27 protein-coding genes are annotated in these 22,503 nt (G+C 61.3%); 19 read left to right on the top strand and 8 right to left on the bottom strand.

The features are described 5' to 3' along the window. Positions 1-44: 44 nt before the first annotated feature. From ACOZJV_RS02535 to alkB, 3 genes are all read left to right on the top strand, one after another. Positions 45-347: a DUF1883 domain-containing protein gene (locus tag ACOZJV_RS02535; RefSeq protein ID WP_020294662.1), complete on the top strand. Its 303-nt coding sequence runs from the start codon at positions 45-47 to the stop codon at positions 345-347. A gap of 38 nt (positions 348-385) precedes the next feature. After that, the gene (locus ACOZJV_RS02530) at positions 386-556 is read left to right on the top strand and encodes a hypothetical protein (protein WP_178102990.1); all 171 of its coding nucleotides are present in this window, start codon (positions 386-388) and stop codon (positions 554-556) included. 103 nt (positions 557-659) lie between these two features. Then, positions 660-1,304 carry a DNA oxidative demethylase AlkB gene (alkB, locus tag ACOZJV_RS02525; RefSeq protein ID WP_421547571.1) on the top strand — a complete coding sequence of 215 codons (645 nt, stop codon included), beginning with the start codon at positions 660-662 and terminating at the stop codon, positions 1,302-1,304. Positions 1,305-1,385: 81 nt separating this feature from the next. Here alkB and ACOZJV_RS02520 read toward each other — a convergent pair whose 3' ends face one another. Together ACOZJV_RS02520 and ACOZJV_RS02515 are read right to left on the bottom strand one after the other, a co-directional pair. Then, positions 1,386-1,868 carry a GyrI-like domain-containing protein gene (locus tag ACOZJV_RS02520; RefSeq protein WP_421546737.1) on the bottom strand — a complete coding sequence of 161 codons (483 nt, stop codon included), beginning with the start codon at positions 1,866-1,868 and terminating at the stop codon, positions 1,386-1,388. A 52-nt stretch (positions 1,869-1,920) separates the two neighbouring features. Beyond that, positions 1,921-2,904 (bottom strand): MDR family oxidoreductase, encoded by a 984-nt coding sequence (locus tag ACOZJV_RS02515; protein ID WP_421546736.1) that lies wholly within the window; start codon positions 2,902-2,904, stop codon positions 1,921-1,923. Between the two features lie 175 nt (positions 2,905-3,079). Here ACOZJV_RS02515 and ACOZJV_RS02510 point away from each other — a divergent pair, with 175 nt between their 5' ends. From ACOZJV_RS02510 to ACOZJV_RS02475, 8 genes are all read left to right on the top strand, one after another. Further along, entirely contained in the window at positions 3,080-3,670 is a 591-nt protein-coding gene (locus tag ACOZJV_RS02510) for a hypothetical protein (RefSeq protein WP_078473017.1), read from the top strand. 139 nt (positions 3,671-3,809) lie between these two features. Further along, on the top strand, positions 3,810-4,874 hold the full coding sequence (locus ACOZJV_RS02505) for an NAD(P)H-dependent flavin oxidoreductase (RefSeq protein ID WP_421546735.1): 1,065 nt from the start codon (positions 3,810-3,812) through the stop codon (positions 4,872-4,874). Positions 4,875-5,053: 179 nt separating this feature from the next. Further along, positions 5,054-5,821 carry a molybdate ABC transporter substrate-binding protein gene (modA, locus tag ACOZJV_RS02500; protein WP_421546734.1) on the top strand — a complete coding sequence of 256 codons (768 nt, stop codon included), beginning with the start codon at positions 5,054-5,056 and terminating at the stop codon, positions 5,819-5,821. Beyond that, entirely contained in the window at positions 5,822-6,502 is a 681-nt protein-coding gene (gene modB, locus ACOZJV_RS02495; protein ID WP_201131029.1) for a molybdate ABC transporter permease subunit, read from the top strand. It begins immediately after the preceding gene. Positions 6,503-6,507: 5 nt separating this feature from the next. Continuing rightward, complete coding sequence (gene modC / locus ACOZJV_RS02490; protein WP_078473021.1) at positions 6,508-7,596, top strand: molybdenum ABC transporter ATP-binding protein; 1,089 nt, start codon at positions 6,508-6,510, stop codon at positions 7,594-7,596. 83 nt (positions 7,597-7,679) lie between these two features. Then, a complete protein-coding gene (locus ACOZJV_RS02485; RefSeq protein WP_421546733.1) occupies positions 7,680-8,717 on the top strand; it encodes a DNA topoisomerase IB in 1,038 nt (345 codons plus the stop codon). A gap of 160 nt (positions 8,718-8,877) precedes the next feature. After that, positions 8,878-10,518 (top strand): ABC-F family ATP-binding cassette domain-containing protein, encoded by a 1,641-nt coding sequence (locus ACOZJV_RS02480; RefSeq protein ID WP_421546732.1) that lies wholly within the window; start codon positions 8,878-8,880, stop codon positions 10,516-10,518. A gap of 125 nt (positions 10,519-10,643) precedes the next feature. Then, positions 10,644-11,036 (top strand): VOC family protein, encoded by a 393-nt coding sequence (locus ACOZJV_RS02475; RefSeq protein ID WP_421546731.1) that lies wholly within the window; start codon positions 10,644-10,646, stop codon positions 11,034-11,036. Positions 11,037-11,047: 11 nt separating this feature from the next. On the opposite strand, the gene ACOZJV_RS02470 is transcribed toward ACOZJV_RS02475, so the two are convergent. From ACOZJV_RS02470 to ACOZJV_RS02460, 3 genes are all read right to left on the bottom strand, one after another. Next, complete coding sequence (locus tag ACOZJV_RS02470; RefSeq protein WP_078473024.1) at positions 11,048-11,368, bottom strand: YbjQ family protein; 321 nt, start codon at positions 11,366-11,368, stop codon at positions 11,048-11,050. Positions 11,369-11,495: 127 nt separating this feature from the next. Continuing rightward, on the bottom strand, positions 11,496-11,654 hold the full coding sequence (locus ACOZJV_RS02465) for a hypothetical protein (protein WP_178102991.1): 159 nt from the start codon (positions 11,652-11,654) through the stop codon (positions 11,496-11,498). Between the two features lie 274 nt (positions 11,655-11,928). Further along, the gene (locus tag ACOZJV_RS02460) at positions 11,929-12,336 is read right to left on the bottom strand and encodes an MliC family protein (RefSeq protein ID WP_242487524.1); all 408 of its coding nucleotides are present in this window, start codon (positions 12,334-12,336) and stop codon (positions 11,929-11,931) included. Between the two features lie 339 nt (positions 12,337-12,675). Between ACOZJV_RS02460 and ACOZJV_RS02455 the strand changes: the two genes are divergently transcribed. The 7 genes from ACOZJV_RS02455 (at position 12,676) to ACOZJV_RS02425 (ending at position 17,713) form a co-directional block, all read left to right on the top strand. Beyond that, complete coding sequence (locus ACOZJV_RS02455; protein ID WP_421546730.1) at positions 12,676-13,152, top strand: hypothetical protein; 477 nt, start codon at positions 12,676-12,678, stop codon at positions 13,150-13,152. A 387-nt stretch (positions 13,153-13,539) separates the two neighbouring features. Next, complete coding sequence (locus ACOZJV_RS02450) at positions 13,540-14,265, top strand: DUF969 domain-containing protein (protein WP_201131032.1); 726 nt, start codon at positions 13,540-13,542, stop codon at positions 14,263-14,265. Beyond that, positions 14,262-15,212 carry a DUF979 domain-containing protein gene (locus ACOZJV_RS02445; RefSeq protein ID WP_078473027.1) on the top strand — a complete coding sequence of 317 codons (951 nt, stop codon included), beginning with the start codon at positions 14,262-14,264 and terminating at the stop codon, positions 15,210-15,212. The genes ACOZJV_RS02450 and ACOZJV_RS02445 overlap by 4 nt, the downstream gene beginning before the upstream one ends. A gap of 7 nt (positions 15,213-15,219) precedes the next feature. Next, on the top strand, positions 15,220-15,867 hold the full coding sequence (pcp, locus tag ACOZJV_RS02440; protein ID WP_201131033.1) for a pyroglutamyl-peptidase I: 648 nt from the start codon (positions 15,220-15,222) through the stop codon (positions 15,865-15,867). Positions 15,868-16,105: 238 nt separating this feature from the next. Then, on the top strand, positions 16,106-16,588 hold the full coding sequence (locus tag ACOZJV_RS02435; RefSeq protein WP_078473028.1) for a GNAT family N-acetyltransferase: 483 nt from the start codon (positions 16,106-16,108) through the stop codon (positions 16,586-16,588). Positions 16,589-16,649: 61 nt separating this feature from the next. Then, positions 16,650-17,198: a DUF4303 domain-containing protein gene (locus ACOZJV_RS02430; RefSeq protein ID WP_421546729.1), complete on the top strand. Its 549-nt coding sequence runs from the start codon at positions 16,650-16,652 to the stop codon at positions 17,196-17,198. A gap of 89 nt (positions 17,199-17,287) precedes the next feature. Beyond that, positions 17,288-17,713: a hypothetical protein gene (locus tag ACOZJV_RS02425; protein WP_421546728.1), complete on the top strand. Its 426-nt coding sequence runs from the start codon at positions 17,288-17,290 to the stop codon at positions 17,711-17,713. 47 nt (positions 17,714-17,760) lie between these two features. On the opposite strand, the gene ACOZJV_RS02420 is transcribed toward ACOZJV_RS02425, so the two are convergent. After that, positions 17,761-18,225, bottom strand: a complete 465-nt coding sequence (locus ACOZJV_RS02420) for a VOC family protein (RefSeq protein WP_078473105.1) — start codon at positions 18,223-18,225, stop codon at positions 17,761-17,763. 232 nt (positions 18,226-18,457) lie between these two features. Here ACOZJV_RS02420 and ACOZJV_RS02415 point away from each other — a divergent pair, with 232 nt between their 5' ends. Further along, positions 18,458-19,063 (top strand): hypothetical protein, encoded by a 606-nt coding sequence (locus ACOZJV_RS02415; RefSeq protein ID WP_078473031.1) that lies wholly within the window; start codon positions 18,458-18,460, stop codon positions 19,061-19,063. A gap of 42 nt (positions 19,064-19,105) precedes the next feature. Here the strand turns inward: ACOZJV_RS02415 and ACOZJV_RS02410 are convergent, their stop codons facing one another. Continuing rightward, positions 19,106-19,648, bottom strand: a complete 543-nt coding sequence (locus ACOZJV_RS02410; protein WP_421546727.1) for a sterol desaturase family protein — start codon at positions 19,646-19,648, stop codon at positions 19,106-19,108. A gap of 185 nt (positions 19,649-19,833) precedes the next feature. After that, on the bottom strand, positions 19,834-22,497 hold the full coding sequence (gene mdeB / locus ACOZJV_RS02405) for an alpha-ketoglutarate dehydrogenase (RefSeq protein ID WP_421546726.1): 2,664 nt from the start codon (positions 22,495-22,497) through the stop codon (positions 19,834-19,836). Between the last annotated feature and the right edge of the window lie 6 nt (positions 22,498-22,503).

The following is a 22,503-nucleotide window of genomic DNA, read 5'->3' as shown; positions in this document are numbered from 1 at the left end:
GCTATCGTTTTGATTTTGTAGAAAAAGCCCTTCTGGAGGCGCCCATGAAATTTATCCACCAGCGCGAGCACCTCAACGAGGACGATATTGTCGTCATCGAATGCTCCCAGACCTGCAACATTCGCCTGATGAGCGACGCCAACTTCCGCAGCTTCAAGAATGGCGGTCGCCACAGCTACCACGGTGGGGCCTTCGACAAGTTCCCGGCCAAGATCACCGCGCCGAGTACCGGTTTCTGGAACATCACCATCGACACCGTGACCACCCGCGCCATCAGCGTTACCCGCAAACCGAGCCTGAAGCATTCGATCAAGATCGTCCGCCGCTCCAGCTCTAAACTGCGCTGATTCCGCTCTCACCTCGCCAACCCAAGACAGGTACGCCCGTGGCTCAAACGACCAAGTACGTCATCAAATACAAGCTCAACGGCGAGCGTCGCTTCGAATTCGCCCAACTCGAGACTGGCACCCAGGAAGAGGCACAGGCGGCCTTGCTGGCGTTGCATGGCCAGTCCGAAGACGTGATCAGCGATGTCAGCGTGAGTAAAGCCCTGTAACGCCCGCGCCCTGTCCGACGCCCCATTCAAACGGCGCCGAGACGGCATCTCCTCGGAGTGTCCCTTGAGTAGTCACAGCAGCGACCCCTCCCCTAGTCTCGGCCTGTTTACCGAGACTGATCTGGCACAACCCGCACGCACCGAACAGATCGGCCAGCAGTCCTGGGTGCTGAGGGGTTTCGCCTTGCCTTGGGTCGAGCGCCTGCTGCCGGCCCTCAGGTCGGTGCTTGTCGTTGCGCCGTTTCGCAGCATGGTTACCCCTGGCGGCTTCACCATGTCGGTGGCCTTGAGCAGTTGCGGCAATCTGGGCTGGACCACCGACCACAGTGGTTATCGCTACGCCCGCCTCGACCCGCAGACCGGCCAACCCTGGCCGGCAATGCCCGGAGTATTCGAGCAACTGGCCCGGGCCGCGGCCCAGGCGGCGGGTTTCGATGGCTTCAGCCCCGATTCCTGCCTGATCAACCGTTATGTCGCCGGGGCCAGGATGTCTTTGCACCAGGACAAGAACGAGCGCGATTACAGCGCGCCCATCGTCTCGGTCTCCCTGGGTTTGCCGGCGATGTTCCTGTTTGGCGGCGAGCAGCGTAGCGACCGACAACTGCGGGTCCCGTTGCTGCACGGTGATGTGGTGGTGTGGGGTGGCGTCGACCGGCTGCGCTTTCATGGTGTGCTGCCGCTCAAGGCTGGCAGCCACGAGCAATTGGGCGAGCAGCGGATCAACCTGACGTTTCGCCACGCGGGCTGAAGAATCGGCTAGCTGCGACAGCCTACCGCGCAACCGCCTGGCAACCGCGCTTTCACGCATTGCCAGGGGCGTGACCTGTTATCAGTGACTGGCAGCTGCATCCGTCGAATGAACGCCGATATAGACCGCAACCGAGTCCGGGCCGGTGTAGACCTCGAAATCCGTAGCGAACTTGCGGCGCAACTGTGGACGGTCTTCGAAGTAGGCCCAGATCAGGCCCCAGGTCTGGATCACGCTGTCGGGCAGCGGCCCCTTGGCGCTGAACACCAGGTATTGGCCACCCTCGACCTGCACCGACTGATAGCCCTCTGCCGCACCGGTCACTTCAACCCCGGCGGTGACATCAAAGGCTCCCGTGGCATCGGACTCATAACCGGAGTACACGCCATAGACAAAGGAATCAGGCTCGCGAGGCTCGATCTTTTCGAACAGCCCTTCGATAAAAAAACGCGCCCACATCGGGCCGATCTGCGCCGTCTCCGGCTGTTGTTCAGTGGCGTTGAGGGTTCGCACCTGCAAACCGGCAACACTGAACGGCAACACCTCGCGCATTTTTACATCCATGGGCCTTATTCCTTGTTCAGGTATTGATTGAAATTGATTATTGGCCAGCAGGTCAGCGGTTGACGTCCACCACCACCCGGCCGCGCAACTGGCCCGCCAACAAGCGCGGAGCGGCCTCGATGGCTTCGCTCAAGCCGATTTCCTGGCTGATCAGCGGCAACAGCGCCGGGTCAAGGTCCTGACCCAGACGGTCCCAGGCCAGCATCCGCAAGGCTTTGGGCTGAGTCACGCTGTTGATCCCCGCCAGGGTCACGCCGCGCAGGATAAACGGCGCAACCGATGCCGGGAAGTCCATGCCCTGGGCCAGGCCACAGGCAGCGACCGTGCCATTGGCCCGAGTTGCAGCACAGGCATTGGCCAGGGTGTGGCTGCCCACCGAGTCGATAACCGCGGCCCAACGCTCCTTGGCCAGGGGTTTGCCGGGTTGGGAGAGGCTGGCACGATCGATGATGTCACTGGCCCCCAATTGCTGCAGGTAGGCGTGTTCTGCGGTCCGCCCGGTTGAGGCCACCACCCGATACCCCAGACGTGCCAGCAGTGCGATGGAAAAACTGCCAACCCCGCCATTGGCCCCGGTGACCAGCACTTCGCCCTGCTCCGGCGTGACGCCATGACGCTCCAGCGCCAGGATCGCGAGCATCGCCGTGTAACCTGCGGTGCCGATGGCCATGGACTGGGCCGCGCTGAAGACCTTGGGCAACGGAATCAGCCAGTTTCCGTCAAGCCGGGCCCTCTGAGCCAGGCCGCCCCAATGCCCCTCACCGACCCCCCAACCGTTGAGCAGCACCTCGTCACCCACCTGGTAGTCGGGATGAGCGCTGGCTTCGACCGTGCCGGCCAGGTCGATCCCCGGAACCATGGGGAAGCTGCGCACCACCGGGCTGCTGCCGGTAATGGCCAGGCCATCCTTGAAATTCAGCGTGCTGTAGGCCACGCGCACCGTCACGTCTCCCGGCGGCAACTGCTCGTCGCTGATCCGCTGCAGATTGGCGCGATAACCCTGCTCGTCTTTCTCGATCAAAATGCCGTTGAACATGACTGTCTCCCGAATGGCCCCGTGGCTCTCATTGCCCGTGGCAGGGTAATGAACTTCGACCTTGAATCACAAGGCACCGACCTCCCGCTCGGCCGCAGCAAAGACCGTTCGCCAGGCACCCGACACGACTATGCTTTGACCTCGGCAACCACCCAGTCACCTGCGAGGGATAGCAATGTTCAACTTCATCAAGACCACAATTGCCGGAGGCCTGCTGTTTATCCTGCCGCTGGTGCTGGTGGTGATCCTGCTGGAAAAAGCCGTCCACCTGCTGCGCGGCCCGATCCATCAACTGTTGCCGATGTTCGCCCAGTACAGCATCGCCGGTGTGACCCTGTTCACCCTGGTAGCACTGCTGATGCTGGTGCTGATCTGCTTTATCGCCGGGCTGCTGGCCAAAACCGGCCCGGCTTCGAAGTTGCTCAATGCCCTGGAAGAAAACGTCCTCGGCAAGATCCCCGGCTACGGCTTGCTCAAAGACGCCACGGCGCACCTGGCCGGCCTGGAAAACGTCGAAGGCGCTCGAGTCGGCCTGATCTGCGAAGACGAGGGCTGGCTGTTTTGCCTGGTCCTGGAAACCCAGGGCACATGGCTCTCGGTGTACATCCCGGACGCCGGGCCGGCGGGCGGCTCGTCCGGTGAGGTGCGGCTGGTCAGCACCAACCAGGTACGCCCCACCGAACTGGACTGGATGCCGGTGCTGGCCTGCGTACGCCGCGGCGGGCATGGCGCGTTGAAGCTGGCAGCCCCCTGGCTGCCGGAGTAACCGCTGCAGTTGGGCTCTATCGGGACCCGGGCAGCCTTTTGACCTCTCAGGCGATAAAGTCGGCTGGCCTTTTCCAGGTGACTCCTGCTACAAACCCTGGCGCTGTCGTCATTACTTTTACTGCGCAGAGGAGTTGCACATGAGCCAATGGCCTGACACCCGAATTATTGACTTGCTGGGGATCGAACTGCCGATCATTCAAGCTCCGATGGCCGGAGCCACCGGCTCCGCCATGGTTATCGCGGCGGCCCAGGCCGGCGCGCTGGGCTCCCTGCCCTGCGCCATGCTCAGCCCGGAACAGATTCGCCAGGAAGTGCAAAACATTCGCCAGGCCACCCAGGCCCCTCTGAACCTGAACTTCTTCTGCCACCAGACGCCTGCACCCGATCCCGAGCGCGATGCCCAGTGGAAAAACCTGCTGCAACCCTATTACCGCGAACTGGGTGCCGACTTCGACGCGCCAACCCCGGTCAGCAGCCGCGCGCCCTTCGACCACGTGAGTTGCGAACTGGTGGAAGAACTGCGCCCGGAAATCGTCAGCTTCCACTTCGGTTTGCCGGAGCCCTCACTGCTGGAGAAGGTCAAGGCCACCGGGGCGAAAATCCTGTCGTCGGCCAGTACTGTCGATGAGGCCGTCTGGCTCGAACAGCATGGCTGCGACGCGATCATCGCCATGGGCTACGAAGCCGGCGGCCACCGGGCGATTTTCCTCGGCGAGGATCTCAACAGCCAGGTCGGGACCATGGCCCTGGTGCCGCAGATCGTCGACGCGGTGACGCTGCCGGTGATCGCGGCCGGTGGCATCGGCGATGCCAGGGGCATTGTGGCCGCGTTTGCCTTGGGCGCCTCGGCGGTGCAATTGGGCACGGCCTACCTGTTTACCCCGGAGGCCAAGATCAGCGCGGCCCATCACCAGGCCTTGCGCAGTGCCAAAGAGAGCCAGACCGCACTGACCAACCTGTTCACCGGCCGCCCGGCACGGGGCATCGTCAACCGGATCATGCGTGAAATCGGTCCGATCAACCCTCTGGCCCCGGCCTTCCCCCTGGCCAGTGGCGCCTTGATGCCATTGCGCGCCAAGGACGACGCCGACTTCGCCAACCTCTGGTCAGGCCAGGCACTGCGCCTGGGGCTCGAGTTATCAACCCATGAACTGACCCGGCGCCTGGCTGAGCAAGCCCTGGCCAAGCTGGCCCGGCGCTGAGGGTTCGCCACCACGATTGCACCCGTGGTGGCGCGCCGTTCACCCCATCCAGCAGCAGAGTTCCGTTCGTCGGCGATTCGCTATATATTCCGCTATACAGCGATTACCCCCCTTGCTTCGGTGCAGTCCACTTCCAACAACAAACTGCCCAGCGCACTTGCCCTCAACGGAGCCGTTTCATGACCATTCGTGCCTCAGGATTTGCCCCGACTTGCCTCGCCACCCTCCTCGCCGTGTTTGCCTTTGGTTCGGCCCAGGCCGATGAAGTGCAAGTCGCCGTTGCCGCCAACTTCACCGCGCCGATCCAGGCCATTGCCGCTGACTTCGAAAAGGACACCGGACACAAACTGGTCGCGGCCTACGGTGCCACCGGGCAGTTCTATACCCAAATCAAAAACGGCGCGCCGTTCGAAGTGTTCCTGTCGGCTGACGACACCACGCCGCAAAAACTGGAAACCGAAGGCGACACCGTCAAAGGCTCGCGCTTCACCTACGCCATCGGCACCCTGGCCCTGTGGTCGGCCAAGGAAGGTTATGTCGACAGCCAAGGCAAAGTGCTCAAGGACAACCAGTATCAGCACCTGTCCATTGCCAACCCGAAAGCCGCACCTTATGGCCTGGCTGCGACGCAGGTCCTGGCCAAGCTCGGCCTGACCGACCAGATCAAGAGCAAGATCGTTGAAGGCCAGAACATCACCCAGGCCTATCAGTTCGTGTCCACCGGCAATGCCGAGCTGGGGTTTGTCGCCTTGTCGCAGATCTACAAGGACGGCAAAGTCAGCAGCGGTTCGGCGTGGATCGTTCCGGCCGAGATGCACGACCCGATCAAACAGGACGCGGTGATCCTCAACAAAGGCAAGGACAACCCGGCCGCCAAGGCACTGGTTGACTACCTCAAAGGCCCGAAAGCCGCCGCCGTCATCAAATCCTACGGTTACCAGCTCTAAATGCCGCTGGCGAGTGCCGACTTTTCCGCGATCTGGCTGACCCTGAAGCTGGCATCGTTGACGACCCTGATCCTGCTGGTCATCGGCACTCCGATCGCCCTCTGGCTGTCGCGCACCCGCTCCTGGTGGCGCGGGCCGATCGGCGCGGTGGTGGCCCTGCCCCTGGTGCTGCCACCGACGGTGATCGGCTTTTACCTGCTCCTGGCCCTTGGCCCCCACGGCTATCTCGGCCAGCTCACCCAGTCCCTTGGGCTGGGCACCCTGACCTTTAGTTTCAGCGGCCTGGTGATAGGTTCGGTGATCTACTCCATGCCGTTTGTGGTCCAGCCGCTGCAAAATGCATTCTCGGCTATCGGCACCCGCCCACTGGAAGTGGCGGCGACGTTGCGCGCCAACCCGTGGGACACCTTCTTCAGCGTGGTCCTGCCCCTGGCTCGCCCCGGGTTCATCACCGCGTCGATCCTGGGTTTCGCCCATACCGTCGGTGAGTTCGGCGTGGTGTTGATGATCGGCGGCAATATCCCGGACAAGACCCGGGTGGTCTCGGTGCAGATCTACGATCACGTCGAAGCCATGGAATACGCCCAGGCCCATTGGCTGGCAGGGGCCATGCTGGTGTTCTCGTTCCTGGTGTTGCTGGCGCTCTACTCCAGCCGCAAGACCAAAGCCGGCTGGAGTTGAACCCCATGAGTTCCGAGATTCGCGTCAGCCTCACCCTGGATTATCAAGACTTTGCCCTGGACCTCGACCTGCAGCTTCCGGGGCGCGGTGTCACGGCCCTGTACGGCCACTCCGGCTCGGGCAAGACCACGTGCCTGCGCTGCATCGCCGGGTTGGAAAAAGCCGGGCAAGGCCTGGTACAGATCAACGACGAGGTGTGGCAGGACAGCCGCAGGAAGATCTTCGTCCCACCCCATAAGCGCTCCCTGGGTTATGTGTTCCAGGAAGCCAGCCTGTTTCCCCACCTGTCGGTGCAAGCCAACCTCGAATTCGGGCTGCGGCGCATCCCCCGCGCCCAACGCAAAGTCGACATGGCTCACGCCACCGACCTGCTGGGCATCGGCCACCTGCTCGAACGCCATCCACATAACCTGTCGGGCGGCGAACGCCAGCGCATCGGCATCGCCCGCGCTCTGCTGACCAGCCCCAGGCTGTTATTGATGGACGAGCCCCTCGCGGCGCTGGATGCCAAGCGCAAAAGCGAGATTCTGCCCTACCTCGAACGCCTGCATGACGAGTTGGATATTCCGGTGCTATACGTCAGCCACTCCCAGGATGAAGTCGCGCGGCTGGCCGACCATATCGTGCTGCTCAGCGAGGGCAAGGCAATGGCCAGCGGCCCCATCGGCGACACCCTGGCCCGGCTCGATTTGCCCCTGGCCCTGGGCGACGACGCCGGCGTGGTGATCGAGGGCCGGGTCAGCCACTACGACGCCAACTACCAACTGGTGACCCTGCAACTGCCCGGCAGCCAACTGACGATACGCGTGGCCCATGCGCCCCTGGCCATCGGCAAGAGCCTGCGCTTCAAGGTGCAGGCACGGGACGTCAGTCTCAGCCTGCAAGCCGGCGAACACAGCAGCATCCTCAATCGCCTGCCGGTCACGGTCAGCCAGGAAACTGCCGCCGACAACAGCGCTCACGTACTGGTGCGCCTCGATGCCGCCGGCACACCGCTGCTGGCACGGATCACCCGCTTCTCTCGCGACCTCCTGGCACTGCACCCCGGCCAGCAGCTGTGGGCACAAATCAAGGCGGTCGCGGTCCTCGCCTGAGGCACTCGAAAATCCTTGGCACGACTGCCAGGCGCCGTGGTCAATCCGATACAGGCCCGCTCGTTTTGCCAAGGATTACTGCCATGCCCGACACTACACTGCCCGTCGACCTGCCACCCGACCTGCATTACGTCGATGACAGCCAGCCCGGTATCCGGCGCAAAAAACTGCGCAGCAAATTCTGCTACTTCGACGCCGATGGCCAACGTATCAAGGACCCGGACGAGATCAAGCGCATCAACGCCCTGGCTGTGCCGCCGGCCTACAGCGATGTGTGGATCTGTGCCGATCCGCGCGGCCACCTGCAAGCCACCGGCCGTGATGCCCGGGGCCGCAAGCAGTACCGCTACCACGCGCGCTGGCGCGAAGTGCGCGATGCCGACAAATACTCGCGCATGCTGGAGTTCGGTGGCGCCCTGCCAAAACTGCGCCGGCAACTGGAGGCGCTGCTGGCGGCGCCCGGGTTCAGCCGGGACAAGGTCATGGCCACCGTCATCACCTTGCTCGACGCCACGCTGATTCGTGTCGGCAACAGCCAATATGCCCGCGACAACCGTTCCTACGGCCTGACCACCCTGCGTAGCCGGCACGTTGAAGTCAAAGGCAGCGCGATCCTGTTCCAGTTTCGCGGCAAGAGCGGCATCGAGCATCAGATCACCATCAAGGATCAGCGCCTGGCCCGCATCATCAAGCGCTGCCTGGAGCTGCCGGGGCAAAACCTGTTCCAGTACCTGGACGAAAACGGTGAGCGCCACAGTGTCAGCTCCTCGGACGTCAACGCTTACCTGCAAACCCTGACCGGCGCCGATTTCACCGCCAAGGATTACCGCACCTGGGCCGGCAGCACCCTGGCGTTGGCGGTACTGCGCGAACTGCAATGGGAGTCGGAAACCGAGGCCAAAAAACACATCGTCGAGATGGTCAAGGACGTCTCCCGCCAACTGGGCAACACCCCGGCCGTGTGCCGCAAGTGCTACATCCACCCCGCCGTGCTCGACAGCTTCCTGCTCGGCGAACTGGCCAAGCTGCCAAAGCCCAGGACTCGCAAGGGGCTCAAGGCAGAAGAGGTGGGCCTGGCGATGTTTCTGGAAAGCCTGGTGGATCAAGTCGCCGCCAGTTGAAGCAAACCCGGGTTGTCAAAGGCCCGGGCTGCGCGTTAGGCTGTGCGCCTTCCCCCGCTCCAGGACGATTGCCGACGTGAACAACTAAGCCTTCCAAAATGTATTCGCAACAAGCCCTCCGGCGCTTGTTGGCTTTTTTCGACATTTTATGGAGGTGCTGATGACTCACGTCACACGGCTGCCTGCGCTGGTCTCTTTGCACCAGCTGAGTTTTCAATTGGCCAATGGCCAAACCCTGTTCGAAGCCCTCGACCTCAGTTTCGACCACCTGCCTACCGGCCTGGTCGGGCGCAACGGCGTGGGCAAATCCGTGCTTGCACGCTTGATCGCCGGCGAACTCGCCCCTGCCAGCGGCAGCATCCATCGCAGCGCCCGGGTGAAATACCTCGCCCAGCAACAGGACATCGCGCCCTGCCACAGCGTCGCCCAGGTCGCAGGTCTGGCTGAGGCTCTGGACGCCCTCGAGCGATTGGGCGCTGGCAACGCCTCGCTTGAGGACCTGGAGCAACTGGATGAACGCTGGGATCTGGCCGAACGCCTGCGGCGCCAGCTGGACGCTGCCGACCTCGTTGATATCGGGCCAGGCACGGCGGCGGCCCACCTCAGCGGTGGCCAGTTGGCCCGCGTCGCCATGATCGGCGCCCTGCTGAGCGGGGCCGATCTGCTGGTGCTGGACGAGCCGACCAACCACCTCGATGCCCAGGGCCGGCGCTGGCTGCTGGCACAACTGCAACAGTGGCGTGGCGGCCTGATCGTGATCAGCCACGACCGCCACCTGCTGGCCCACATGCAGCGCATCGTCGAGCTGACGCCCCAGGGTGCCCGGCTCTATGGCGGCAACTATGCCGTGTTCCAGCAACAGCGGCTGGCCGAGAGTGACGCAGCCCAGGCCGCCCTCGAACAGGCACGAACCGAACGCAGCCGGCAGCGCAAACGCCTGCAGCGCGAACACGACACCATCCTGCGCCACGCCGCCGGCGCCCGCAAAAATGCCGATACCGCTAATGTTTCCCGCTTCGAGCGGGCCAAGATGAAAGGTGCGGCGCAGGACATCATGGGCCATGTGCGCCATGCTCATCAGGCGCAAAAAACCGAGCTCGACCAGCAGGTCAGCCAGGCCTACGCCCGGGTGCTGCCAGACACGCCGACTGTAGTCACACTGCCCGGAACCGCAGTGCCTGGCGGCCAGCAACTGTTCTGCCTGACTGCCGCACAACTGCCCTGGCTGCCCGCCAATGCACCTTCGAGCTACGTGACCTGCAGCGCCAGCGGGCCGTTGCGGATTGCCCTTCGCGGGCCCAATGGCTGCGGCAAATCGACCCTGCTGAATATGCTCGCCGGCAACCTTCAGCCCTTGAGTGGTGAGTGCCGGGTCGGGGTCCAGGGGGCCTATCTCGACCAGCAACTGGCCCTGCTCGACCCCGAGCGGTCGATTATCCAGCACCTAGGTGTGCTCGATACGCCATTGAACGAAGGCGAACTGCGCAGTCGCCTGGCACAGCTGCAACTCGATGCCCGGCGGGTGACCCAGCCTTGCGGCCAATTGAGTGGCGGCGAACGCTTGAAAGCGGCGCTGGCGGTCGCCTTGTGGAGCGCAACTCCCGCCAGGCTCCTACTGCTGGACGAGCCCACCAACCACCTGGATCTGGAATCGATACAGGCCTTCGAAGCGGCGCTGCGGGGCTTTCCCGGGGCGATGGTGGTGGCGTCCCACGATGAGGATTTTCTGGCGGCCCTGGCGCCCAGCCATCAACTGCAATGGACCATCCAGGGCTGGGTCTTTACCCAGGTCACGCCATGAATCCGTTGCCCGGCCGTAAGGTTGCAGCCCAGGTTTCAGTCATACGGCCTTACAGCAAAATACCGTGCGACGGCGGGCCACATGATAATGTTCCGCCGCCCATCACCAACAAGGATCGTTAAACCATGAAATTCGGTTACACCATCGTCTACGTCCCCGACGTTGCTGCCTCGTTGACATTCTTTGAACAGGCTTTCGGCTTCAGCCGCCGGTTCCTGCATGAGTCCGGCACCTATGGCGAGCTGGAGAGCGGCGCCACCACCCTGGCCTTCGCCGCCCATGAACTGGCGGCCATGAATTTCACCAGCGGTCACGTCGCCGCACACTCCTCGCCGCAGCCCCTGGGTATCGAACTGGGCCTGGTCACCGACGATGTTCCTGCGGCTCATGCCAAGGCCCTGGCCCAGGGCGCCAGCGAACTCTCGGCTCCCAGCGCCAAGCCCTGGGGGCAGACGGTGTCTTACCTGCGCTGCCCGGACGGGACCCTGGTGGAATTGTGTACCCCGATTCACCCCTGAACCTGCGGCGTCTATCTGAGTTTGACCGCGGTGCCGGTGACAAACACCACCACCATCCGACCACGACCTGACGACATGCTGATTTCGTAATCAAGGCCAACCACCGCGTCCGCCTGAAGCACCTCGGCGCGCTGGCGGATTTCCTCGGTGGCCTGGGCCCGTGCCTCTTTCAGGGCACGCTCCAGGGTCTGTGAACGACCGCCGAAGAAGTCGCGCAGGCCGGCAGATAAATCGCGCACGACGTTGATGCCCTGGACCGACTCGGCGCTGACGATATCCAGGTAGGCGGCAATCGTCCGGCCTTCAATGCTGTGGGTGGTGGTCAAGATCATGCTGTTCTCCCTGGTCCAACCTGCGCGCCAGCGTGAATACGGCAGCGCACGTAAAAAGCTATCGACACCCGGAGGCATCGCTGCAAAGTGGGCAATAAAAAAGCCCCGCTCTTAGGCGGGGCACGTCTCAAGGCTTCAGGGGCCGCTCTTCATCGCGCTCCGAAAGACTCTTGCCGTCGTCCGGGTGCTTCCAGGTCTGTGGCGGCGGCTCATCGTGCTCGACAAGGTCCCGATCCAGGTCCTGGTCCTGCGGCTGTTGAGGGTGGTTTTTATGCTCGTTAGTCATGCCCAGCTCTCCTGCAAAGGGTCAGATCCAGCCTTGTTCAGGGTAGAACATCTGTCGGCGGATACCCCGGCCCCGCAGGCCACCTTGACCAGGAAATGACTCACATCCTTGCCGTGGATCAGGCAAAGATGAATTTTCTTTCACTGTGCCCGGTGCCATCGCTGGTTATAGTCCGCCTGCTCATTCAAGAAACTACGTTCGCCCGCTCTCCCGCGGGCTTTTTTTTGCCTGTTCAAAAGACCGAGGTCCGGACTGACGTAAGCCTCGACCCGCCTCATTCCAGACCAGGCAGCTCCTTGCAGTCCTTCAAGATGGATTCTTCCTCGGCAGTGTGGTCGGCAGCCATAAACGACAACATGCCGCGGTCGCCCTTGGTGTGCCAGCGATAACTGTTCTGTTCGTCGTCGGCCACATACAACGCACCGGAGCCGGACTGGCTGATGTGCATGGGAATCAGATGCCCTTTGTACTGAAGCGTGGCGAACGAGTCGCCATTGGGCAGATTCAGATAAGCCGCCTCGATGCGCATTCCGCCTTCGCACTGGTAGCGAGCAACCGTACTTTGAGCGCCCTGCTCTTGAGAGTCGTCGGCCTGATCGAGGTCGTCCGTTGCTGCGTGGCTCAACAATGGCGAGGCCAGAAACACCAGCAAAGCAGCGAACCTGAAACGTTGAGAAAGCATGGGCTGAACCCTGGAAAATTGATCGTCCCTATCGGACGTTCGAGGCAGGGTTAAGTTCATGTCGAAGGGCATGCGCCGGAAGGGGAAGTTTGCAGTGCGGGCCGATAAAACCTGTTCACTCAGACAACCAATAATGTGCGCAATTGTGAAGGTGAAACAGTGGCTGCGACTAAATTTCAGGCAAAAAAAATCCCAAGTAGCTGATGGAAACTTGGGATTAAAAATGCATAAACCGTGGTAGGTGAACGCGACGCAATCTTATCTTATCGGCAGCAGATGTAACAAGATATTTGACGCCTTTCGTCGGAATTAAAATCACCTAAGTCCTTAAATAACCACATGTTTTTAAAGGTGTACGGTTTACAGGGATTAATTATCGCCCTGTTTTGGCGCACTTTTAAGGGGCTGAAACGGTGGCTGAAGTTCGATAAAACCAATGGCAATAACAGCCTTCTGTCCAACGCAGCAAATGCAGGGGCCCTCCGTATAAAACGCCCCAAAAAAGTGCGCGCACCAACAGCCCGATATTTGCCGAATCTTTCCTTCCTGCGTCCAAAATGCCCACCCGGGGAGGTGTCGCAAAAAGACGTGTCAGGCGCTTTGCGGGCAAAAAATTTGAATTTCGTGAGACGGGGCCAGGTCAAGAAGAGTAAGCACAGTCAATCTGACGAGGTAATAGCCATGACCATCGAAGCAGAGACACTTGTCCAACTCGCCGAAGCGCTTCAACACCAGGGCCTGGTGTTGGTTTGCGATGTGAACTTTATCCGCGCACCCTATCGTCACAACCATCGCTGGGTATGCCGCGTCGAGTGACAGCCTCCGACGCCGAATACTCGGTGCGCGTTCAACGCTGACAGTGCCAACAGGCTGTTAGCGTTGTTTCAGCGCTGACCCTGAGCTTCAAATAAACCTGAAACTGCGCTTGTTTAGCCCTCTTCTTGCGTGCCACTCCGCGCCTTAGCTCGCCTCTGCGGGCGTCACACGCTCATAAACTTTCTTGTTGTGCAGCAACAAGTTTATTTGTTGGACGCCTCCCCCCCGAGCCGCAATGATGCGGGCCACTGACGCTCGACCTTCCAGGTCAAATAATAAAAAACCGAGTCGGGCTGCCCGCCAAACTCAGGAAGCGAACCAGACTGCTGGTCTTCTTCACTTCCGGCTTTTCTGGCGCCGCGGCACGCTGCTAAGGACCTCCACTCCATGCAAACTGTTGTGAACTTATGGCCGCTGATAGGCGTGCTCGTCATCGTGGTCGGCTTTGTCCTGCGCTTCAATCCGCTGCTGGTGGTGACCGCCGCCGCGATTGCCACGGGCGTTGCCGCTGACTTTTCCCTGGAGAAAATCCTCGCCGCCATGGGCGACGGCTTCATGGAAACCCGTGCCCTGCAACTGATCCTGTTATTGCCCCTGGCCGTCATCGGCCTGCTTGAACGCCATGGCTTGCGCCTGCACGCGCAGAACTGGATTGCACGCTTCGAACGGGCCACCGTCGGGCGCCTGCTGATCATTTACCTGTTTGTTCGTGAAAGCACGGCCGCCATGGGCCTGACCAGCCTTGGCGGTCACCCGCAAATGGTGCGCCCGTTACTGGCCCCCATGGCGGAAGGCGCCGCGGAAAAACGCTATGGCCCGCTGCCGCAAGTGCTGCGTCACAAGGTCCTGGCCATGTGCGCTGCCACCGATAACGTGGGGCTGTTTTTTGGCGAGGACATCTTTGTTGCCTTCGGCGCGATCGCACTGATGCACACCTTCCTGCTGGGTTCGGGGATTGATGTCGAGCCGCTGCATATCGCCTTCTGGGGCATTCCCACCGCGATTTGCGCCTTCATCATTCACGCGATACGCCTGCACCGATTCGACCGCATGCTGAGCCGCAAACTGTCGGCCACCGACCGCCATGCCTCCCCAGTGGAGACCGCAGCATGATCATCTCCATCGAGTACCTGTACTGGTTGGCCGGGGTGCTGCTGCTGATTACCGCGGGCATGATCCTGGTTGACCGCAGCCATCCCAAGCGTTGGTCCAGCGGCCTGTTCTGGCTGTTGTTCGCCATGGTCTTCCTGATTGGCGAGCGCCTGCCCACGGTCGTGGTAGGCGCCGGCGTGGTGCTGATGGCGCTGATCGCCGGCCTGGGTGGCGTGGGCCGCGGCGCTCACGCCGAGTTGCATGTCAAGGCGGCGCGAGCCAGTGCCGGACGCCTGGGGCACAAGCTGTTCATTCCCGCGCTGGCGATCCCGCTGACCACGGTAATCGGCTCGGTACTGCTCAAGCACTACGAGATTGGCGGCGTACCGCTGCTTGACCCGAAAAACACCACCTTTGTCTCCCTGGGCCTGGGCTGCCTGATCGCCCTGGCGCTGGCCTGCTGGCTGACCCGGGACACGCCGTTGCAAGCCTTGCGCGAATCGCGGCGTCTCACCGAAGCGCTGGGCTGGACCATGGTCCTGCCGCAGATGCTGGCGATGCTCGGGCTGCTGTTCAATGACGCGGGTGTCGGCAATGCCGTGGCTCACGTGGCCACCACCTATATCAACCTGGACTTCCGCCTGGTTGCGGTGATGGTCTACGTGCTGGGCATGGCGCTGTTCACGGTGATCATGGGCAACGGTTTTGCTGCGTTTCCGGTCATGACCGGCGGTGTCGGCGTGCCGGTACTGGTGGGCGTGTACGGCGCCAACCCCGCAGTGATGGCGGCGATCGGCATGTTCTCCGGCTACTGCGGCACGCTGATGACGCCGATGGCGGCCAACTTCAATATCGTGCCGGCTGCCCTGCTCGAACTGCCCGACAAGAACGCCGTTATCAAGGCCCAACTGCCGACCGCGCTGATGATGCTGCTGGTCAATATCGTTCTTCTTTACCTGCTGATGTGAGGCAATGATGCGTACTGTGCTGCTGACGGGTTTCGAACCCTTCGACCAAGACACCATCAACCCATCCTGGGAGGCCGTGCGCCGCCTGGACGGCACCGACCTGTGTGATGGCGTACGAATCATCGCCCGCCAGTTGCCCTGTGCATTTGTCACCTCGGGTACGCGCTTGAATGAACTGCTCGCCGAGCACAGCCCGCAGATGGTCATCGCCACCGGGCTGGCCTCGGGTCGCAGCGAACTGTCCATCGAGCGCGTGGCGATCAACCTCAACGATGCGCGTATCCCGGATAACCTGGCCTATCAGCCGATAGACACCCCGGTAGAGGCTGGTGGCCCGGCGGCGTACTTCAGCACGCTGCCGATCAAGGCCATGGTCAAGGCGCTGCGCGAGGCCGGGATTCCTGCGGCGGTGTCGCAGACCGCCGGCACCTTCGTCTGCAACAGGGTGTTCTACAGCCTGCAGCACGCCCTGGTCGGTTCAGGGGTCCGCAGCGGGTTTATCCACGTGCCCTACCTGCCCGAACAGGTTGCGCGCAGTGCACCCGGGCAACCTTCACTGGCTCTGGAAACACTGGTCGAAGGCCTGCGAATCGCCGCGTTGAGTGCCTGGAACACCCAGGCCGATATTGCAGAAAGCGGCGGCCAAGTCTGCTGATTACGCACAGCGCGATGAGGGGCACCGCCTCGCGCCGACATTGACTTCTCGGCAGCACATCGCCAGGATCCGCCGATGAACAACATTCGCCACACCGCCATGATGCGCCCGTACATGACCGCCTTCGGCGGGTCGTGAGGGCATACGCAGCGGTGTTGACGTATGACCAAAAGGCCCCGCCAGCGATGGACGGGGCCTTTTGGTTTCCGGGTCCTGCTGGCTGTCAAGGAGAAACGCCATGCTCACATTCAGACCCGCCAGGGAAGCGGATGCCCAGGCCTGCTGGGACATCCGGGTTGAGGCCATAAGAGCCGGCTGCTCAAGGGTGTATAGCCCCGAGCAGATCCGGATCTGGACCAGCGACAGCCCGTCCCCCGCCTATGCCGCCATGGTCGAGCGCCACTACCAGTTGGCAAGCATTGAGCAGCAGATCGTCGGCACCGGGATGATCGATCTGCAGAGCGGCAAAGTGGATGCCATTTTTATCAGGCCAACGTTCATGGGCCTGGGTGTAGGCCGGCAGATGCTCGCGCACCTGGAGCAACTTGCCCGGGAGCGGCACCTGCACCAGGTAAGCCTGGAGTCGACGCTTAACGCCGCGCCGTTTTATCGACACTGTGGCTACGCGGGAGAGCAGATCGCGACCTATGAGTCGCCACTCGGTATCTCCTTGGACTGCGTCCCCATGAGCAAAACATTGCGCCATTCGTTCGAGCATTGACCAACCTTTGAATTACCATGGGCGGCGTTTTTATTGGCCGCCCATAAGGAGATCCGCGCCCATGAGTGAGTTTGATTTTGCCCAATTGCAGGCTGACCTTGAGTCCGCCTCGAGGCAGGCGCTGCTCCAGATCGCCAAAGCCCACCCTGAAGAAACACTGTGCAGCTTCGCCCTCTACAGCGATTGCGGGGCCATGACCGCCTGTATAGCCAGCAATACCCGGAGTCACCAGCAGCGTCATCAGGCCGAAAACCCCGATGACCAGGCCTACTACAAATTCTCACCGGCAGAGTGGCGTTTCGAAGGCCAGGGCGCCGACCAGGAAATCGGCCAGATCTGCACCCGACTGCGGGAACGCGCCCTGGATATCGAGGACGACCCCGGCTTTGGTGCCTTCCGCGACCAGCTGTACCAGACCTGCGTCCAGGCCCTGGAGAACTTGCGCAACCAAGGGGTTTTCTCCGGGTTCGGCGAGGACTTTCTGCTGGTGTTCGCCGTGTCGGATGACGACCCGGATCCCGCCGTCGAACTGGCCACTCTCAGCCGCCTGAACTCGCCCGCCACCGTCGAGGAATACATGGCCTGGCAAGCCACCTGGGCCGGGCAATAAACCCTCGAGGCTGGCAGCACGCTGTAGCCTCAGGCAGTCGCCCGTGTTTTGCACAGCTAAGGGTCTACATAGCCACTTGGGTCAAAGGAATGAGATCAGCAGAAAACACCAATCCAGTACCCTCTCGCCCCTCGATCGCCATCATCGGCGTTGCGCTGGGCCTGGCCGTTGCACTCTGGATCAGCGCACAAGGTCCATACTTCTGGAGCAATTTCGCAGGCTATTGGTTACCGCAGGCGGCAGTGCTGGCCATGGCCATGCTGTTCAAGGCGTCACGGGCTGTGCTCGGTGGCGTCGCGCTGACGATGGCGCTGTACTTGTACCTTTTCGACAGCTGGGCCACCGAGTCCATGGCATGGTTGTTCTACCTGTTCAGCTTCCCTGGCCTGCTGGTTGGAGCACTGCTCGCCAGTGTCGCACCGTCACGCAAGCCCTACGAGGTCCTGATCGCTGCGGGCTGGGTGATCCTGGGCATCGTGGTGAACCTGACCATAATGCTGATCACGATGGCATAACACGGCACCTGGAGCCCCCTGGACGGGCATGAGGAGGCGGTTGGGCCTCATGCCTCCTCGGCAAACGCGTCCTTGATAAAAGCCTCCAGTTCCTTTTCTTCAAGCAGCTCAATGGAAAAATGCCCAAAGCGTTTCGGCAACCAGATGATGCGTGTGCCACTGGGTGATTGCAGATTATCGCGAGACAGCGGATTACCGTTTTCATCTTCCGGCTGGACACCCTCCTCGACCAACTCGTCGTAGGCTGCCTCAATGTCCGGCGTGGAATAACAATGGCGGTAGATCATGCCTTCGCCGTTAGCGTCCATCAGCACCTTGAGATTGCCGGTAAACGGCTGCACGAGCATAAGGCGCTCCGTTCCAAACATCACAATCGCAAAACGCACGTGCAGGTCGCCACGCTGCCAGTCGAGCGTCTTTGAAATCCTTGCGCTAAAGACTCGAGCGTAATACCGGCAGGCTTCCTCAAGATCCTTGACCAGAACATCCACGTGGCTGAATTTTAATTTCAACGGCCTCACCCTTTTCCTGAAATGGGATTCATCGGTCTTCAGCCCGGCGCCACTGACCAAAGTGCTCAAACCTATCACTGATTGCGGCCTGGCAGGCGTTCCTCAACCCTCGAAAATGCTTGGGGCCAGCCCACCTGGAGCCGTACTTATAGAGATAACGCTGTCGCCGACACGTGCAATAATCCCGCACGTTCCAAAGCAACGTCGCCCTACAGCAAATGGAGTTGCCCTTATGAAGAAGTACATCCTGTATCCGCTGCTTGCACTGCTTGCCGGATGCAGCACGGGGCCTTATTTACATCCGGAATCGCCCCTGGGCGAAAACGCGCTGCTGTCACGCACCTGCCCCGGACCCAAGGCAGCGATGAGCTTTGCCCCGTTATCGGAAGAGCTCAATTGGGTGCACCTATTGGTTTATGTGGCGCCGCCAGGAACCTCAAGCTGGCCAGGCAACCAACGTTCGACGGACACTGAACTGCGCCTGTTTGGTCGCCTGTACACGCCTCCCTACCTGCGCAACCTCAACACCCCGGAGCAACGCAGAGCGGCCTACAGACAGACCCCGCCAGCACTGTGGATCAGCGCTGCATCGCCGCAAGTCACGGTGACGCTGGCGACCGGGCAGCGCTATCAAGTCAGTATCGAACAGCTGAAAACCGGCTTTGATCCGCGAGAACAATTTCACAGCGGGTGGAAAGGAACGCCCCTGGGCAAAGGCGACATGGACGACTTCACCCTCACCTTCCCCGACCTTTTCATCAACGGCGAGAAAGTCCCCATGGCGCCCATCCACTTCAAGAAGCGCGAAGAACGCTACGCGCCAGTGTTCAACTGCTGACGGCCCATCATTCCTGATAGGCCGGCACAACGGGGACGACGTTCAAGGCTGCGTGCGCTCCCCGTCGGATGGCAGCGCATCGAGCTGTATATAGGTGCGGAACACGTGGTCCCAGAGCGGCGAGGACACGCCGAAGTTTTTCTCGATGCCCTTGCGATGATGCAGGTCGTGGTTGGCCACCAACCCGGAAATAAAGCGGTAGGCCCAATGCTCCGGACGGTGCATCACGTAATGCAACGAGATGTAGCAGAAGTAACCCACCACCACCCCGGCAAACACTGACGTCAGGTCCGTCCACCACGCAAGCAGCAAGAGCAGCGCGTACACCGAACTGGTTTTCCAGCTGGACACCCCGATGTAAGCCAGGACGTCGACATGGTGCGTCCAGTGTTCACGGCGGTACAGCGAGTGAAACAGGGAGCGGTGCACCCAATACTCGACCAGCGACCAGGCCAGCAGGCCGGCCAGCGCCTGGCCAACATGAAAGGGCCCGAGGTACAGCGCCAGCAGGACAAACAACGGCGCGGTGAAAAAATCGAGGTAATAAGCCAGCGAAGACATCAGCCATTTATTGGACGCAGCCATGCGCGAGATTCCTTGTGAGAGCCGACGGACATCAGGTTATGAGCGGATCGAAAAAAGCGTGCACACACTAACAGATGAGCCATGGGCAAACCTATGGCCTGAACCTCATCGGCTGCCACGTTGCAACTTCCGGTGCCGTTAGGACCGACAACCGGGCCTTTGCGCAGCAGATGGATGCTCGCGCCTCAGCAATTCCAGGGGGCTTGAGCCTTCGCATCGATGCCATATTTCGCACGTGCACGGGCATGGGCGTCGGCATCAACCAAGGCCAGCGCCGCCAGTACGATGTGGTACCGATCCACTTCAAAAAAACTGCGCAATGCCGCACGTGTGTCACTACGCCCGAAACCGTCGGTCCCGAGGGTGATGTAGGGCGCCTGTAAATAGGGGGCCAGCAACTGCACATAGGCCCGTACGTAATCGCTGGCCGCCACGATCGGGGTGCTGCCCGGCAGGCAGCGCTGCAAGTGACTGGGTTGTTGCACGTCACCACCGAATATCTGTTGACGCTGCGTTTCGCGGGCTTCACGGGCCAGTTCGGAAAAACTCGTCACGCTCCAGACTTCCGCACTGAACTGCCACTCTTCGTCCAGCATCCGTGCCGCAGCGATCACCTCGCGCAGAATGGCCCCCGAACCGAGCAGGCGTACCGAAGGCACCTGGTCGCCGTAAAGAGCGTAGAGGCGCATGCCGCGAATGACGTCTTCATGTTCGCTGGGCTGCAGTGAAGCCTGGACGTAGTTTTCGTTGGTCACTGTCAGGTAATAGAACTCATCCTGCTGCTGTTCCAGCATGCGCCGGCTGCCGTGATCGATAATCACAGCCGCCTCGCTGGCGAATGCCGGATCGTAGGCGCGACAGTTGGGGACCGTGGCCGCCATCAGTTGGCTGGAGCCATCCTGATGCTGCAACCCTTCGCCCGCCAGGGTGGTACGCCCCGCAGTCGCACCGATCAGGAATCCCCTGGCTCGCTGGTCAGCGGCGGCCCATATCAGGTCGCCAATGCGCTGAAAACCGAACATCGAGTAGTAGATATAGAACGGCAGCATCGGCTCACCATTGACGCTGTACGAAGTAGCAGCGGCGATCCAGGAAGAGATGGCGCCCGCCTCGGTGATGCCCTCTTCCAGCAACTGCCCATCGACGGCTTCCTTGTAGTAGAGCAATGCACCGGCGTCTTCCGGCTCATACAACTGCCCCACTGCCGAGTAGATGCCGATCTGCCGGAACAGGTTGGCCATGCCAAAAGTCCGCGCCTCATCCGCCACAATGGGCACGATGCGCGGCCCCAACTGCTTGTCCTTGATCAGTTGGGTGAACAGGCGCACAACCGCCATTGTCGTGGATATCTCCCGCTCATCGGCGGTCAGGGCAAAGCGCCCATAGCTGTCGAGCGGCGGGACTTCGACCGAGGCAACCTGGCTGCTACGCTTGGGCAGATAACCGCCCAAGGCTTGGCGCTGCCGATGCAGGTAACGCAACTCGGGGCTGTCTTCGGCTGGCCGGTAAAAACGCATTTCCTCCACGGCCTGGTCATCGAGCGGCAAGGCAAAACGATCGCGAAACGCCTTGAGCGCCTCGACATCCAGTTTTTTCTGTTGATGGGCAGTATTGCGCGACTCGCCGATCCGACCCATGCCATAGCCTTTCTTGGTTTTGGCCAGCACCACCGTCGGTCGCCCCTGGTGTCGCCTGGCGGCGTCGAATGCAGCATGCAACTTGCGAAAATCATGTCCGCCCCGGCGCAACGCGTCGATCTGATCCGGGCTCATGTCGGCCACCAGTGCCTGCAATTGCGGGTCCTGATCGAAGAAGTGACTTTGGTTATAGGCGCCGTCATTGGCCCCCAGATTCTGGTACTGGCCGTCCACCATTCCGGCGAAATGACGTAACAGCGCCTGCCCCTCGTCACGGGCAAACAGTGGGTCCCAATCCGACCCCCAAAGCACCTTGATCACATTCCATCCGGCACCGCTGAACAACGATTCCAGCTCCTGGACGATCTGCCCATTGCCTCGCACGGGGCCGTCCAGGCGTTGCAAATTGCAATTGATCACAAACGTGACATTGTCCAGGTTTTCCCGCGCGGCCAATGACAACGCGGCCATGGACTCCGGCTCATCCATCTCACCATCACCAAAGACTCCCCAGACATGACGCCCCGCTGTCGAAGCCAACCCACGGTGCTGCAGGTAACGCAGAAACCGCGCCTGGTAAATGGCATTGATCGGACCTATCCCCATGGAACCGGTAGGAAATTGCCAGAAATCGGGCATCAGCCACGGATGCGGATAGGAGCACAGCCCTGCGCCCTGCACTTCTTGCCGGTAGCGCTCGAGTTGCGCTTCCTGCAAGCGCCCTTCGAGAAAGGCCCGCGCATAGACGCCGGGGGCAGAGTGGGCCTGGAAGTAAACCAGATCGCCCCGCCCCTCTTCACTGTCAGCCCGAAAAAAGTGATTGAACCCTACCTCGAATATCTCGGCGGCCGATGCGTAACTGGCGATGTGACCGCCTAGCTCGCCATAGGCCTTGTTCGCCCGGGCGACCATGGCCAGCGCATTCCAGCGGATGATCGAGGTGATTCGTTCCTCCATCACCAGGTTGCCGGGGTAAACCGGCTGCTGTTCGAGCGCAATGCTGTTCTGGTAGAGCGAATACGCATTCGCGGCGCCCGGGACACCCAGGCGATTGGCCTGCTCGGCCAACCGCTGCAGCAAGTACCGGACGCGCGGCCGGCCCCCTACCCTGGCGACGCCCTTCAGGGCTTCAAGCCACTCGTTGGTTTCACTGACGTCCACATCGTCGTCGACAGGTGATCCATGGGTTGGATGTTGCGTGAAGTCTTTCATTGCAGG

Origin of the sequence: Pseudomonas sp. QD4, from assembly GCF_049199125.1 — a bacterium.
Lineage (GTDB): Bacteria > Pseudomonadota > Gammaproteobacteria > Pseudomonadales > Pseudomonadaceae > Aquipseudomonas.
This window is presented reverse-complemented; position numbering and strand designations above follow the sequence as displayed.

What these genes read in the sequence shown, in the direction of transcription:
- modB (WP_201131029.1), top strand. Translation starts at nt 5,822, where the DNA reads ATGCCGCTGGCGAGTGCCGACTTTTCCGCGATCTGGCTGACCCTGAAG.
- ACOZJV_RS02475 (WP_421546731.1), top strand. Translation starts at nt 10,644, where the DNA reads ATGAAATTCGGTTACACCATCGTCTACGTCCCCGACGTTGCTGCCTCG.
- mdeB (WP_421546726.1), bottom strand. Translation starts at nt 22,497, where the DNA reads ATGAAAGACTTCACGCAACATCCAACCCATGGATCACCTGTCGACGAC.
- ACOZJV_RS02520 (WP_421546737.1), bottom strand. Translation starts at nt 1,868, where the DNA reads ATGGATGTAAAAATGCGCGAGGTGTTGCCGTTCAGTGTTGCCGGTTTG.
- ACOZJV_RS02505 (WP_421546735.1), top strand. Translation starts at nt 3,810, where the DNA reads ATGAGCCAATGGCCTGACACCCGAATTATTGACTTGCTGGGGATCGAA.
- ACOZJV_RS02450 (WP_201131032.1), top strand. Translation starts at nt 13,540, where the DNA reads ATGCAAACTGTTGTGAACTTATGGCCGCTGATAGGCGTGCTCGTCATC.
- ACOZJV_RS02465 (WP_178102991.1), bottom strand. Translation starts at nt 11,654, where the DNA reads ATGACTAACGAGCATAAAAACCACCCTCAACAGCCGCAGGACCAGGAC.
- ACOZJV_RS02425 (WP_421546728.1), top strand. Translation starts at nt 17,288, where the DNA reads ATGAGATCAGCAGAAAACACCAATCCAGTACCCTCTCGCCCCTCGATC.
- ACOZJV_RS02515 (WP_421546736.1), bottom strand. Translation starts at nt 2,904, where the DNA reads ATGTTCAACGGCATTTTGATCGAGAAAGACGAGCAGGGTTATCGCGCC.
- ACOZJV_RS02510 (WP_078473017.1), top strand. Translation starts at nt 3,080, where the DNA reads ATGTTCAACTTCATCAAGACCACAATTGCCGGAGGCCTGCTGTTTATC.
- ACOZJV_RS02445 (WP_078473027.1), top strand. Translation starts at nt 14,262, where the DNA reads ATGATCATCTCCATCGAGTACCTGTACTGGTTGGCCGGGGTGCTGCTG.
- ACOZJV_RS02430 (WP_421546729.1), top strand. Translation starts at nt 16,650, where the DNA reads ATGAGTGAGTTTGATTTTGCCCAATTGCAGGCTGACCTTGAGTCCGCC.
- ACOZJV_RS02485 (WP_421546733.1), top strand. Translation starts at nt 7,680, where the DNA reads ATGCCCGACACTACACTGCCCGTCGACCTGCCACCCGACCTGCATTAC.
- ACOZJV_RS02535 (WP_020294662.1), top strand. Translation starts at nt 45, where the DNA reads ATGAAATTTATCCACCAGCGCGAGCACCTCAACGAGGACGATATTGTC.
- ACOZJV_RS02415 (WP_078473031.1), top strand. Translation starts at nt 18,458, where the DNA reads ATGAAGAAGTACATCCTGTATCCGCTGCTTGCACTGCTTGCCGGATGC.
- pcp (WP_201131033.1), top strand. Translation starts at nt 15,220, where the DNA reads ATGCGTACTGTGCTGCTGACGGGTTTCGAACCCTTCGACCAAGACACC.
- modA (WP_421546734.1), top strand. Translation starts at nt 5,054, where the DNA reads ATGACCATTCGTGCCTCAGGATTTGCCCCGACTTGCCTCGCCACCCTC.
- ACOZJV_RS02480 (WP_421546732.1), top strand. Translation starts at nt 8,878, where the DNA reads ATGACTCACGTCACACGGCTGCCTGCGCTGGTCTCTTTGCACCAGCTG.
- ACOZJV_RS02410 (WP_421546727.1), bottom strand. Translation starts at nt 19,648, where the DNA reads ATGGCTGCGTCCAATAAATGGCTGATGTCTTCGCTGGCTTATTACCTC.
- ACOZJV_RS02435 (WP_078473028.1), top strand. Translation starts at nt 16,106, where the DNA reads ATGCTCACATTCAGACCCGCCAGGGAAGCGGATGCCCAGGCCTGCTGG.
- ACOZJV_RS02470 (WP_078473024.1), bottom strand. Translation starts at nt 11,368, where the DNA reads ATGATCTTGACCACCACCCACAGCATTGAAGGCCGGACGATTGCCGCC.
- ACOZJV_RS02455 (WP_421546730.1), top strand. Translation starts at nt 12,676, where the DNA reads ATGTTTTTAAAGGTGTACGGTTTACAGGGATTAATTATCGCCCTGTTT.
- ACOZJV_RS02460 (WP_242487524.1), bottom strand. Translation starts at nt 12,336, where the DNA reads ATGCTTTCTCAACGTTTCAGGTTCGCTGCTTTGCTGGTGTTTCTGGCC.
- modC (WP_078473021.1), top strand. Translation starts at nt 6,508, where the DNA reads ATGAGTTCCGAGATTCGCGTCAGCCTCACCCTGGATTATCAAGACTTT.